Origin of the sequence: Pseudoalteromonas sp. A757 (genome assembly GCF_004103285.1) — a bacterium.
Taxonomy (GTDB): Bacteria; Pseudomonadota; Gammaproteobacteria; order Enterobacterales; family Alteromonadaceae; genus Pseudoalteromonas; species Pseudoalteromonas galatheae.
Map to the genome: position 1 here is coordinate 1 of NZ_QNQN01000052.1, position 12,710 is coordinate 12,710.

Sequence of the window (12,710 nt, forward strand, 5' to 3'; positions counted from 1 at the left end):
CTCGGCAACATTGATAGTGTGATTACGTCAAAATCGCTTGGTACTTATACCGTCAGTATCCCTTGGTAATCACACTAATTTAGCTAATTTAGCTAATTTAGCTAATTCATGTTTTTAAACTCATCTTAAATTATTCCCTTATCTAGCCAGAGCGTTTTGGAGATAACTGCGTTTCCTGCTCGCACTAAGATGCCTACACTTTTTAGGCAAGGCGAATTGAGCTGGCGATTGGAACTGAGCTTAACACAGCTAGCTCAAAACGTACTCAACACTATAAAATGGGTAAACTAGCAACTCAAAACAAAAAAGTCGCCCGAAGGCGACTTGGAAACGTGACATCATGTAAAAACAGGGGGAAGTGACCTCAATCGATTATTTATTTTCGATGAGATTGCTTTTGCCAATTTCAATCTTTCTTGGCTTAAGTGCTTCTGGAATTTCGCGCTCAAGGTCAATGACTAACAGGCCGTTTTCAAGTCCTGCGGCAATCACCTTGACGTGATCGCCAAGCTGGAATTTGCGCTCAAAGTTACGCTCTGCGATACCTTGATGGATAAATTTACGCTCAGCTTTGTCTTCTTTGTTTTGCTTTTCGCCTTTGACTGTCAGAGTATTGTTTTCTGACTCAAGGCTCAGCTCTTGCTCGGTAAATCCAGCAACAGCCATGGTAATTTGGTATTTGTCTTCACCGGTGGCTTCGATGTTATATGGCGGAAAGCTTGGCTGCTTTTCGTTGCGTGATGCCGCATCCATTAACTGTGCTAAATGGTCAAAACCGATGAATGAACGATAAAGTGGAGATAGGTCTACTGTACGCATAATTTGTATCCTCATAAAGCGATAATTAAGCTATTTATTGCTTCATAAGAAGCCAATAAATAGCATATAAAACATTTACTTAGTTTGGGTTGGGACCCTGTCGGCGTCCTCACAATACTATCTATGGACGAGGCAAATCTTTTTCAAGAAACTTTTTTAAAAAAGTTTTTATTTACCTGAATTTTATAAGATTCTTTTTCAAGAAAATTGTCTTTGTAGGTAAAGAAGCACCATCTGATATCTCTCTTTTAGTGCATTAATGATCCACTGTTCAGGTTATTTAGCGCTTCAGTTTTGCGGTCGCAACATAGATTTTTTGATAAAATCCTATGCCTCAGTTTCAGCTTCCTCGATGACAACAAAAGTATCTTGCGGCGCTTTATAAGAATGCCCACCACAAGCTGAGTTGCATTCTTTGTTAAGTGTCGAGAGTAAACCAAATCTAGCTACTATGATTTAGTGTGCCTCATACTTGGAGCTTTGAGCACTGTATTAGCGTGGAAAATCGCATCCAACTTTTTAGTATTTCTTTTATATAGTCCTTCAAAACATTGTTGAATAACCGCTGCTAACGTTTTGCTGGCCTTTCTGGAGTGACAATTTTGACTGAAAAATAGGCGCGCCAACGTGTATATACAGCCAGTATAATCCGCTGAGAAAATCTGATAGTCGCCTTAAAATGCTTGATGCGCTAACTTTTTCTCGACTAATTTCCATAATTCGTTGATGGCAACGGCTGCCGCTTCTAAAAACGGCTGGCATGTGTGCTCATTAGCAATTGCACCTGTCGCGAAAAAAGTGGGCGTATTGTGGCGTTGGCAAACAAGATGTTTTCTACCACTTTTGCAGACCTAGTTTAGACAACAAGGCCAGTAGTTGAACAACATGTTTTATTTTCAAGACTATTTACTTTATCTCGTTACATTGTCACATTAAAAATTGATTTAGATGAAGGTGCAGCTAATGAAATATGATAAGAAAAGTACTAATCGAAAAGTTGGTTTAGGGATTGCTGTCGGGGTTGGGATTGGCACAGCCGTGGGCGTTGCATCTGGGCAAATCATGTATGCTTTGCCTATCGGCATTGCCATAGGAATAGTTGTCGGCCGTAAGTATTTTTAATCGAACGAGCTACTCGCTACGTATCTTTGCTTTTAATCAATACAAGATAAAGCAAGTGCAATTTAGTGACTCAGAAATTTCCAGGATCATAGAAATGGCGTGGGAAGATAGAACGCCATTTGAAGCTATCGAGCGACAGTTTGAACTGAGTGAGCCAGAAGTGATCAAATTGATGCGTAGTAGCCTAAAGCCCAGTAGTTTTAGACTATGGAGGCAACGAGTAAGTGGGCGCAACACAAAGCATATTAAACTTAGAAGCAAAGCGGTTAATCGCGGGTATTGCAAAACCCAATACAAACACAGGTAACGCTTTATCTAGACCCTCGTCTTTGCTTTATTGAAGGTCGCTAGCGAGTAAGCCGTAGAGTACTGAGTCTGAAATTTCACCAGCGATTTCCCAGCGAGCGCGTAAGTGGCCTTCTTTAGTAAATCCAAGCTTTGTGAGTACTTTGGTTGAGCCAATATTAGCGGGATCAATCTCTGCTTCAATACGCCTCAACTTCAGTGTTGAGAAAGCACAGTCAATGAGCGCGGAGCCCGCTTCTTGAATGACACCTTGCCCCCAGTGAGATTTGGCAATACCAAAGCCAATTTCGGCGCGACGTGACTCTTTATCCCAGCTAAACAGTAAACATTTACCAATTACTGTTTCATCACTTTTTGAAACAATGGCCAGTGCGATCGCTTGTTGCGTAGTTAAATCTTCGCGTGATTGCTTGATAAATTGCGTTGCATCGTCAAGGCTATCCCAAGGTGGTGTGTTCCAATAGCGCATGACGTCTGCGTCTGAAAATATGGCAAATAGCGCTTCGGCGTCTTCTGAGTTTAAGGGTCTAAGTGTGAATCGCTCGGTGTCGAGTTGGATTGTAGTTAATTGCAATATCTTTTTTCCTTGATAAAAAGGGCGCAAATTCGCGCCCTCAAACAATAAGCCGCTTGCTTACTTATTTATTTGCGTCTTTAACGGCTTTTAGCTTCGCCGCGTGGTCAATTTCATAATCTGGCATGTCTTTTTTGCCTTCGATTAGGTAGTTGTCCATCCAGCGCATTAAGCGCAGGCTGTAATCGTATTGAGCCGCTGCTTTGCGGTTACCGTGACCTTCGCCTGGATAGTAAACTAGACGTACGTCTTTACCTTGCACTTTCATGTAGCGATATAGCTCCATAGATTGCGCTGGGTGTACACGCGGGTCATCTTTACCATGCATAATTAGTAATGGCGTCTTCGATTGACCAGCCCAGTAAATCGGACTGCGCTCTAAGTACCACTGCCACTTATCCCAAGGGTAAGAGCGAGCGTGGACTAAGTACATTTCGTTTGAGATATCGGTAGTACCAAACTTAGAAAGTTGGTTAGTTACGCCAACAAACATCACGCTTGCTGCGAAGTGCTCAGTGAGTTTTGTAGCACCCCAAGCAGAGGCATAACCGCCGTAAGAGCCACCGGTAATACCAACACGTTTAGTGTCTACTAAACCTGTGTTGACTAAGTATTCTTTCATATCTACCAAGTCGTCAAATTCTTTACCTGCGTAGTCGCCTTGGCCAAGTTTTGAGTAATCAACGCCTTTACCTGTCGAACCACGGTAGTTTGGATAGAATACCGCATAGCCACGTGCCGCACCCATTTGACCTGGATCTGAATAACTTGTTAGCCAACCATTTTTATCGTGGCTTTCTGGGCCACCGTGCACTGACATGATCAGTGGGTAACGTGTACCTTCTTGATAATCAAGTGGATAAATTAATACGCCACCAATTTCAACGCCATCACGGGCTTTGAAGTTAACTGCCTCTTGCTTTGCAAAACGTTTGTTATCCAACCATGGGTTAGAATTCGATAGACGAGTCGCTTTACTCGAGCGGATCATAAACACCTCATTTGGGTGCTTAGCGGTGTTTGCACGTAGGGCAATGGTTTTGTCTGAATCAGAGATAGATAGATTCGATGCAATAAACTTACCTTCTTTGATAAGTTTCTTGTATTTGTTCGAGCCAACTTTAATTTGGCCAACAAAACTTTCAGTGCCGACGTTTGCGACAAAAGTCAGCTGGTTTTTCCGGTTTGACCACTCAAAGTCAGCGATGTGACCCATAAAGTTCGGGATCCACTCTTCTACTTTGCCACTTTGTGCATCGGCAAGGTATAAGCGACCAGTTGCAGGGTCATGCTTATCTTCAGCGCCTAAAATCGCGATGTATTTACCATCGTGTGAAAACTCTGCAGTACCAAGCTTACCTTCTGTTTTGAATGAAGTGGTAATTTGTTGTGTTTTCGCATCAAGTACATGCCATTGTGACTTCATATACTTGTCATCAATGAGCGCTGTTGGCTGCGTTTTTACAAGTAATTTAGAGGCATCGTCAGCCCAGTTGATTTCACTCACATAGGCTTCGATGTCCAGTATCGCAGGGGTCAGCGGTTTTTCTGATGCTGCAAGATCAATGATATGAAGCTGTTTGTTTTTTAAACCCAGTTCATACACTTCAGCCATAAAGCCAAGCTTTTTCAGCTCTTTTTCTGACTTATCAGCAGCTGGCATTGCAAGGATTGCAACCTGTTTACCGTCAGGGCTTAGGCTATAAGCCGAGATCCCAGTTCCTTTTAGTGAAAGCACTTTCTGTGCTTCCCCACCGTTTACCGCGATGCGATAAAGAGCGCGTTGCTTGTCTTCTTTTTTCTTGGTAAGGAAATAAATAAATTGACCGTCGGATGACCAAGAGATGCTTGAGATACTCACTTTGCCTGTGATAAATGGGCGCTCTACACCTTCGTCGTCAACCACATAAAGTTCACTGTAATTGGAACCATTTTGGTCAATGTAAAGCTCACGTGGTACCGAGCGGGTAAAAGCAACGAGTTCGCCGTCAGGACTCACCGACGTTGAGCTTACCGATTGGATCTTTGGGATGTCTTCAATGGTGATGGTATCGCTTGCGAGGCTCGCAGCACTGGTGAAGCCCATTGCTAAAGCCAAAGCAGACTTAAGTAGTTTCATTATTTATCCTAAATTTTCATTCACTTGTTGTAACTTCAAGATGAAGTTTTTAGGCATTCTACTTGTCACTAGAATAAAAACCAATGTTTGCGATTAATTGTCGGTTAAGCCTGATAAAGCGAAGAAGCTATCTTTTATAGGCCAAAATTCAGCGCGCCTGAATAATCAGTCTGAAACGACATAAGGTGATTAAGTGCATACGAAATGTTGCCTTTGTCATCCATAATGTAGATAGAAGCACCGCAGTGTTTGCAAAAACCATGCTCTTGGATGGTTTGATCTTTCGAATGTGGCACCACAAATCGTTCGAGAGATTTACAAGGGTTTTCGATAAGACCGTGAGCCTGAATAAACTGCACACCAGTGCATATTTCGTTGACTGTTGTTGTAGTGAAAATACGATAGTGGATCTGAGCGCAGTGGCACGATGTGGTGATCATGTTGATGTCCTTAATTTTCTTTTGAGGTAAGTTTACTTTTTATTTGTAGTTAATATATATTCATTTGGTGTAAAGACTTTTTCCTAAGAGGAAAGAATGAGAAAGGAATACGATAAACTTCACCTACTTAAAATATTGTGTTGTGTCGCTGAGCTGCGCTCCTTTAGTCGAGCAGCAGAACAGCTCGGTACCACGACATCAGCGGTGAGCAAATCGATAGCACAGCTAGAATCGTCATACGGACAAGTACTTCTAAATCGAACAACTCGCAGACTCGCATTGTCTGATGCCGGTAAGTTGGTTTATGAAAAAGGGAAAAAGATCCTTCGCGCGCTACGCGATTTGGAAGAAGAAGTCGAACAGGTTGGTGTGCATCAATCCGGGCATCTAAAAATTACCTTTCCGAATACGATAGGTCGTATGCTATTGAGCCAAATCTGTATCGATTTTCAAAAGCGCTATCCACAAATAAAACTTGAGCTGATGTTTACCGCAGCAAATCAGGATTTAATCGAAGACGAGATTGATGTGGCTTTTAGGCTGTCTGCTGCACTCAAAGATAGTCAATTTTATGTCTTGAAATTAATCAATATAAACTCGACTTTTGTTGCTGCTCCCAGTTATTTGGCGGCACACGGGAAACCCGAGCAGTTGGACGAACTGAGTAGGCATAACATGTTGTTATCAAAGCTTAATCATGTTGAAGATAGTTGGCATGACGGAACCCGGAGTTACGCTTTGCAAGGTAATTTGATAGCGAATAGTCGCTTTCACATTCGAGAGGCGGTGTTGGCAGGATTGGGGATTGCCATGCTACCGTCTTATTTCTGTCAACGAGATATCGATTCGGGCGCTTTGGTTGAGCTGTTTCCCGATCAAAAAAGGCCCGAAGTTACTTTGCATGCCATATATAAAGTGAAACGAGAGCACTCTGCCAAGCTGGACCTATTCTTAGGGTTTTTACAGGCGCAGTTATCATGCAAATCAGAATTGGTATCTTAGCCCCACGTAGTAGCGCCGACCGTTCACATATACCCCTGTTGGTGCATACTCGTTGCGATCATAGGTGTATATTTGTTCGTCGGTTAAATTAATAAACTCAAATTGCGCATCGAGGTTATCACTCAATTTCACCGTGAGGCTACCGTCTAATTGGCCGTAATTATCCATCATGGTCTCGCCTACACCGGTGGCAAACTGGGTTCGATAATTATAGCTAAGCCGTGCGCTAAATTGGTGGTTCTCGTAGTAAGCGGTAAGGTTAGCGCTGTGTTTTGAGGTGCCAGGCACTTTGTCCTGTAAGCCAACGTCAGCGTTGTCACGTTCGCCATCAACGTAGGTGTAATTGGCGATTAGCCCAAATCCGTACGCAAGTGTTTGCTGGTAACTTAGTTCAACGCCACGGATGCTGCCGCCAGCGCCATTACTGGGCCTATCGATAGACATCAAAATGCCTTCATGACGTTCAAGTTTTCTCTCAAATTCAATAAAAGACTCCACATCCTTGTTAAATAAGGCGATTGAGGCGAGTCCTGCATCGTCAAAGTACCACTCAAGGCTGGCATCAAACTGCGCCGCTCTATATGGATCTAGACTGGCGTTACCACCTTGTCCTTGAGCTTGGGTCACGTTGTAATTGGTTGAGGGCATAAGGTGATGAAATTGCGCTCGTGACATGACGCGCGCAACGGAAAAACGGCCAACCAGACTTTCGCTTAAATCAAACTTGATATTGGCGCTGGGTAGAATATCGATGTAATCCCGAGATTCTTCATGCCAAACATAGCTGTCGGGCGCTTCGATGGGGGAGGCGACACGTTTAAATGCGGCAGAGTCTTGAAAGGTTTTGACCACCCGTACCCCAATGTTGGCTGCATGGGATTCACCAGCGAGTTGCATTTGACCGTAAGCGGCGGCGGTTTTTTCTGTAATATGAAAACGACTGGCTTTTTCTATCTCTTGTTCAAAATTGAGCGTATCGAAGTCTTTGGCGAGCAGCGTAATATCGGCATAACTGTAGTTTTTTAAGGTGTTTGCACTACCTACGCCGCGCAAATAATCAACTACAAAAGTGCCCGGATAGGCGGCCAGTGTAGTGCCAAGCTCGCCGGCTAGACCATCAAGCCCTCCATCTTTGGAGCGATAGCGCAAAAAGTCCCGTTGATGGTCCTTGAGTTTAATGCCAAATTTAATCGCGTCGACCTGTTTAAAGTCGATATCGTACGCAAAATCGGCTTGCGCGAAGTATGATTTATCTTTGCCATCTTGGCTGTCATTTCGAGCTTCGGTGATAAACCAGCTCGGTGCATCTAACGGTGAAATCCCATAACTTGCGACGATGTTCTTTCGCATTGACGTATCAACATGAAAGCGGGTGTTAGCAGAAAACTGTGACGTGATGTCTTCTGTAGTGCCACCTGAGCCGTGGCTTAGACCTACTTGAAATTGGCTCGACCAATAAATACCGTTATAGACTAAGTCTAGATGAGCACTTTTAGTGCTGATCTGCGAGTCTCGCCAAATGGCTTCCATGCTGGTATTGAACGGCGCAGCTGTGGGTAAATAGTGGGCGCCCACCAAAGTATCATCTTGTACGTGTAAATCGGTTACCCCGCCGCCTAGGTCAATAGACTTTGCACTTTGCCAGAGAAAGTTTTGATTGTTGTTGTCTGCGTTTAGATGAGAATAAAGTAAGTGGCTATTTAACCTAAGCCGTGGGGAAAGCTGGAACGCGGCATTGACTGTATAAGCCTGCAATTCTCTTTGCTGCTGAAAAATTGCCGAACCCCCACCTCCTGGAAACCACAACGTCTGGCTTTTATCTTGTGGGGTCTGCTGGGTGGCATACCAAGTATCACCTTCACCTAGGTATAATGTCCTATCGTGCCATCCCCACGATTCTAGGCCGTCGCGTCTGAGGCTGCGATCTCGTCGTGTTGCGGTAAAAAGCACAGCATAGTCGCCAGTTTCGCTATGGTAGTTATAAATTGCAGATAATTGTGGGTCGAGTTTATCGCTCAAGTCACTGTATTGGAACTGGGCTGTAATAACGCCATAGCCTGAAGGCGTAAGCAGAGGGTCGCGGGTTTTTATATTGATTGCACCACCTAACGAACCTTCATCCTGCATAGCTTGTGGTGTTTTGAACACCTCAAGACTAGAGACGATTTCACTGGGTAATAAGGTAAAATTAAAACCTCGGCTTGGCTGACTTGAGATCCACCAATCAGCGGAGGCGAGATATTGACCATTCAAATAGGTTCTATTTTGCTCGGGGGTTGTGCCTCGCACGCCGATCCGCTCACCCTCACCTTGTGCTCGAGAGAGTGAGATACCGGTGATCCGTTGCAGCGCCTCTGCGACGTTTTTATCTGGAAACTTACCTATGTCTTCAGCACTGATCGTATCTGAAACTTGTTGATTGTGGCGTTTATTACTGAGAGACTTGACAACGCTGTCATGGAAGGCACGGATTTCGATGCGTTCTATGGTATTTTCAGCTGTCTGATTTTGCTCAACGGCATCACTTGCAGCTGTGATAAAGAATGCGCTACAAGAAACTGTTCGGATGAGAAATTCTGACATTGTGCTCAACTTATAATACGAGTAAGTTACCTTTAGTTGATACTCATAATACGCTTTTATTACGAGCCTAACCATAGTTTTACAAATTTTTAGTAGTTGATGGTTGAAAACTTAGATAAACGTTTTTTAATCAATGAGATACTTGTCGACCTAAGCAATTTATCTGTGTGTGTTGACGGTTCTTGGAGAAGCATCGAAGCGAAGCATGCGGCATTATTGCGTCTATTGATTGCTAACAAGGGACAGGTTGTTACCAGAGACGCCATCTTAGATATCGTATGGCCCGGTACTATCGTCAGTGATAACTCTGTTAGCCAGCTGGTAGTACAGCTACGTAAGCTGCTTGGTGACAGTTCAAACGAGCCAAAAATAATTAAAACGGTACCACGTCTAGGTTATCAATGTATTGCACAAATAAAAAAAGCCCCGACGCTACTTGAGCAAGTAGAGGAGCTGTCTCGCGGGCGTGGCGCGCAATTTGCGCTGCTCGGTTTTTTTATGGGTCTTGTGGTGACTTTGCTTGGCGTTTTTATTGCCAAGCAATGGCAAAGTGAATTGCAACAGCAGCCCATCACCGCAACTCGGATCACGTCCTCACCGGGTGCTGAAGTCTTTGTGCGCTTTTCTCCAAATGGTAACTATTTAGCCTACAGTTATTTAGCTGAGGGAGCCGATCAATTTGATTTGGCGGTCTATGATCTTGAGACTAAAACAACCCATACGATAAAAAGCAGCGGTTATAGTGAAGAGTCAGCAAGTTGGTCTTTAGATGGTAACTGGCTGATTTATTCGCGCTCGGATCCGGTTTCCTGTGAAGTACGGGCGTTACACGTTAAAGGTCCAATAGAAATGTGGCGACTAGCGCGCGATAGCGTGCTTGGCAGCTGTAATAGTGCACAAGACTCAGCGCCTTGGCTAGAATATCGAGCGGGCCATTTTATCACTAAGTCTTGGGATAAAGCTGGGGCCTATTTGCAATCTGTAGCGGTCACTTTCGCGGATAATCATCCTAAAGTGCTCAACACCACGGCCTTGCCTATTCGCGACGTAACACATTATCAAGTTAACCAACAAGCGCTGTTGTATCAGGTAAAAGAGCAAGGCGTTTATCGCCTAAATCTGGGGCAACTTGGGGACTCTGAAAGTCAAACCACCACACTCTCCAAGCAGTCTTTTTCGGCATTAAGCCATGGTTATCAAGACGATACGGTTATTATCGCCAAACAAAATTTGAGTGTTCTTAAAGGTCGTGAGCAACAGTTGTTATACGCCGGATTTGGTGCGATATCTGAGATTGATGTCAATACGCGCTTGCGTGCTTCGGCGCACACTGAGGGCGTGGCTGAAATTAACTTTTATCGGCTTGCTGTAGATGCACAAGGCGAAGCGCTGCAAAAGCAGTTAACGTCGCCCGCTAGAATGGACCTACTTGCCGCTTTATCTGATGATGGCGCACATTTTGTTTATACCTCGGTGACAGCCAAAAATAATGATGCACCACAATTTGAGCTGTGGCACAAACATGCTTTTCGGCCAACGTCGAGTTTGCTTGGTACGATGCCGATGGGAGAAGTGCCTATTTTGCTATTGCTGTCACCAAATAACGAATATCTCGCCGTGTTATCAAAGTCGCACAAAGTGTATCTAATAAGCTCGTTTACTAAAGAGGTGAAAAAGGTAGTTGATAACTTTGCCGAAATTGCCGACTTGCATTGGTCACAGGATGGCAGAGACCTGTATTATCGAGCGAAGCTCTCAACTGAAGCCAAGTGGCAGGCGTGGCAATTTACCGTATCTCAAGGGCGTAGTGAGCAACAGCCTTTTGTGACTCATTCGTCTGATTTACCCCTGACTCAGAAGAACGCAAGCTTTGTGGGGTACAAAGAACAAGTTAGGGAATACCTAGTTGCTGCGCTGGCTGAAACAATTGATGTAGAGCAGTTACGTGGGTCTTTATCTCTTTACCAGCCAGCAGTATACCGAGACGGGGTCTACTTTGTACTGAAAAGAGGCCACCAATTGGTGCTTTATCGCTATTTAAGTAGTGAAAACAAGGTCGAAGAAATTCAACCAATTGGGTTACACCTTTATGCGGGGTTTACCGAGTTACAGGTATTATCAAGCTTTGATGGCAGTCAGGTAGTATTCAATCGGATCAACAACTATGAAAGTGACATTGTATTACTGGAGTACGGTGACCGATGAAGACAGTAATGTTACGAAGCTCAGTGTAGATAAAAAGTTAGTTAGCTAGCTTTTGCTGGAATGAGCGTATTGCTTTACTACTCCAATTTCGCTGTGATGCCGACTTCAATGCTTGTGAGGCAAGCTTTTTGGCTTCTATCTGATTGTCTGTAAGCTTGGCAGACAGTAGAAGCAGTTCAGGGTGTTCGGGATCGATGGTGAGACCATGACGCAGCCAAGTTTTGGCCTGAGTTTTGTCCTTGAGACGAGTTAGATAAGTGTTTGCTAATAAAAGTGTGGAGCGCAAATGGCCATTATTCGAGGCCTCGGTAAGTACTTTTAGCGCACGTGGAGTATCTTGCTGCTCTTCGTTTGTGAGCAGTGATCTTGCTAAGCGATATTTTGCGATATCCATGGTTTGTGCTGCATGTTCTAGCCAAAGTACACTAAGTCGATGTTCTCCCACATTGATAAGCTGAGTCGCTAAGCGATATTGTGCCAAGTCCAAGCCATTTTTGGCTGCGGCTAAATATAATTCATTTTGTGGCTCTTCAGATCGCCAGTGATAGCGCAGTAGCTGATACGCGTTGTAATCTTTCATACTCAACCAGTTAGCAATATAGTATTGTACTTGCGCCACACCACGCTCTGCCGCATCGATATTCTGCTTAAGCTGTTTTTCGTAGGCCTTTTTTTGAATGGCTAAGGTTTCGCGGTATTGCTCGCCTTTATACGTCGCAAAATGGTAAATCAAGGTGTGTGCTTGCTTTGGACCCGTATATCGCCACTTCTCTACCGCATTTAACAGGCTAGCGGTGAATATATGCTTGGGGTAGCTATCTACGACCTCAATATTGATTGCCTTACCGCTTTGGTCGATATCAAACTCTAACCAAACCCAGCCCTCAATTCCTTGTCGTACGGCCTCATCAGGGTAGTCAGGCAATACATCGTGAGTTTTACTCGGCGTAGAAATGATATTGGGTTGTTTGAGTCGGGCAAGCGTTGAGTCAAGTAAGTAGGTATCTGCCAAACGGTTTTTTTGAAGTGTTACGAAATCCTTTAGACCACTCTGGTCATCGGACTGCTGCAAAACGAGTTGCGCAGTTTGAAAGGCTTCTGCAATACCGAATTCTTTAGCCAATGAAAACCAAGCAAAGGCATTTGCGGCACTTTGCTGGGTTCCTTGACCGTACAAATACATCACCCCAAGATTATACATGGCGTCTGCATTACCTAATTGAGCTAGGCGATTGAATTCAGAAAATGCATGCGTGAACTCTTCATTCTGATAGGCGAGGGTAGCATCGTAAAGATCGGCTTTTGTCAGCCAGCTCATGCTTAGAAAAAATGAAAAAATAAGCCCAGAAATGAGATTGTTGCGCATTTTATTGATTACTCATCCTCGGACTGCTCTTTGGGGTTGCTATGGTCATTTTGAAAAGGCTATATAACCACAATATAAGGGAAATTTAAATAATAAAAGCTGATAGCAAACGCTATCAGCTTTTTGGAACTCCGGGCAGGGAGTTTACTAAGTCGAACCTGTGTTAGCTTGGAA

Annotated in this window: 10 protein-coding genes; 4 read left to right on the plus strand and 6 right to left on the minus strand. The window is 44.0% G+C overall.

Annotated features, from left to right (window positions below):
• Positions 1 to 372: 372 nt before the first annotated feature.
• Positions 373 to 819 carry an Hsp20 family protein gene (locus DRB05_RS01925; protein ID WP_128725437.1) on the minus strand — a complete coding sequence of 149 codons (447 nt, stop codon included), beginning with the start codon at positions 817 to 819 and terminating at the stop codon, positions 373 to 375.
• A gap of 963 nt (positions 820 to 1,782) precedes the next feature.
• On the opposite strand from DRB05_RS01925, the gene DRB05_RS22710 reads away from it, so the two are divergent.
• Both DRB05_RS22710 and DRB05_RS01935 read left to right on the plus strand, forming a co-directional pair.
• Positions 1,783 to 1,941, plus strand: coding sequence for a hypothetical protein (locus tag DRB05_RS22710; RefSeq protein WP_162847776.1), 159 nt, complete (start codon positions 1,783 to 1,785; stop codon positions 1,939 to 1,941).
• Positions 1,942 to 1,996: 55 nt separating this feature from the next.
• A complete protein-coding gene (locus tag DRB05_RS01935) occupies positions 1,997 to 2,248 on the plus strand; it encodes a TIGR03643 family protein (RefSeq protein ID WP_128725483.1) in 252 nt (83 codons plus the stop codon).
• Positions 2,249 to 2,275: 27 nt separating this feature from the next.
• On the opposite strand, the gene DRB05_RS01940 is transcribed toward DRB05_RS01935, so the two are convergent.
• From DRB05_RS01940 to DRB05_RS01950, 3 genes are all read right to left on the minus strand, one after another.
• Positions 2,276 to 2,821 (minus strand): GNAT family N-acetyltransferase, encoded by a 546-nt coding sequence (locus tag DRB05_RS01940; RefSeq protein WP_128725438.1) that lies wholly within the window; start codon positions 2,819 to 2,821, stop codon positions 2,276 to 2,278.
• Between the two features lie 64 nt (positions 2,822 to 2,885).
• On the minus strand, positions 2,886 to 4,940 hold the full coding sequence (locus DRB05_RS01945; protein ID WP_128725439.1) for a S9 family peptidase: 2,055 nt from the start codon (positions 4,938 to 4,940) through the stop codon (positions 2,886 to 2,888).
• A 134-nt stretch (positions 4,941 to 5,074) separates the two neighbouring features.
• Positions 5,075 to 5,380, minus strand: a complete 306-nt coding sequence (locus DRB05_RS01950) for a hypothetical protein (protein ID WP_128725440.1) — start codon at positions 5,378 to 5,380, stop codon at positions 5,075 to 5,077.
• A gap of 96 nt (positions 5,381 to 5,476) precedes the next feature.
• On the opposite strand from DRB05_RS01950, the gene DRB05_RS01955 reads away from it, so the two are divergent.
• Entirely contained in the window at positions 5,477 to 6,382 is a 906-nt protein-coding gene (locus DRB05_RS01955) for a LysR family transcriptional regulator (protein WP_128725441.1), read from the plus strand.
• On the opposite strand, the gene DRB05_RS01960 is transcribed toward DRB05_RS01955, so the two are convergent.
• Positions 6,365 to 8,965 (minus strand): TonB-dependent receptor, encoded by a 2,601-nt coding sequence (locus DRB05_RS01960; protein WP_128725442.1) that lies wholly within the window; start codon positions 8,963 to 8,965, stop codon positions 6,365 to 6,367. The two genes, DRB05_RS01955 and DRB05_RS01960, sit on opposite strands and share 18 nt — an antisense overlap.
• A 99-nt stretch (positions 8,966 to 9,064) precedes the next feature.
• Here DRB05_RS01960 and DRB05_RS01965 point away from each other — a divergent pair, with 99 nt between their 5' ends.
• Entirely contained in the window at positions 9,065 to 11,170 is a 2,106-nt protein-coding gene (locus tag DRB05_RS01965; protein WP_128725443.1) for a winged helix-turn-helix domain-containing protein, read from the plus strand.
• Between the two features lie 37 nt (positions 11,171 to 11,207).
• On the opposite strand, the gene DRB05_RS01970 is transcribed toward DRB05_RS01965, so the two are convergent.
• Positions 11,208 to 12,488, minus strand: a complete 1,281-nt coding sequence (locus DRB05_RS01970; RefSeq protein WP_240036187.1) for a TonB family protein — start codon at positions 12,486 to 12,488, stop codon at positions 11,208 to 11,210.
• Positions 12,489 to 12,710 lie beyond the last annotated feature (222 nt).

Bases quoted from the DNA above. Each gene is read 5' to 3' on its own strand.
- DRB05_RS01945 (WP_128725439.1), bottom strand. From the start codon at position 4,940: ATGAAACTACTTAAGTCTGCTTTGGCTTTAGCAATGGGCTTCACCAGT.
- DRB05_RS01950 (WP_128725440.1), bottom strand. From the start codon at position 5,380: ATGATCACCACATCGTGCCACTGCGCTCAGATCCACTATCGTATTTTC.
- DRB05_RS01955 (WP_128725441.1), top strand. From the start codon at position 5,477: ATGAGAAAGGAATACGATAAACTTCACCTACTTAAAATATTGTGTTGT.
- DRB05_RS22710 (WP_162847776.1), top strand. From the start codon at position 1,783: ATGAAATATGATAAGAAAAGTACTAATCGAAAAGTTGGTTTAGGGATT.
- DRB05_RS01925 (WP_128725437.1), bottom strand. From the start codon at position 819: ATGCGTACAGTAGACCTATCTCCACTTTATCGTTCATTCATCGGTTTT.
- DRB05_RS01960 (WP_128725442.1), bottom strand. From the start codon at position 8,965: ATGTCAGAATTTCTCATCCGAACAGTTTCTTGTAGCGCATTCTTTATC.
- DRB05_RS01970 (WP_240036187.1), bottom strand. From the start codon at position 12,488: ATGAGCTGGCTGACAAAAGCCGATCTTTACGATGCTACCCTCGCCTAT.
- DRB05_RS01965 (WP_128725443.1), top strand. From the start codon at position 9,065: ATGGTTGAAAACTTAGATAAACGTTTTTTAATCAATGAGATACTTGTC.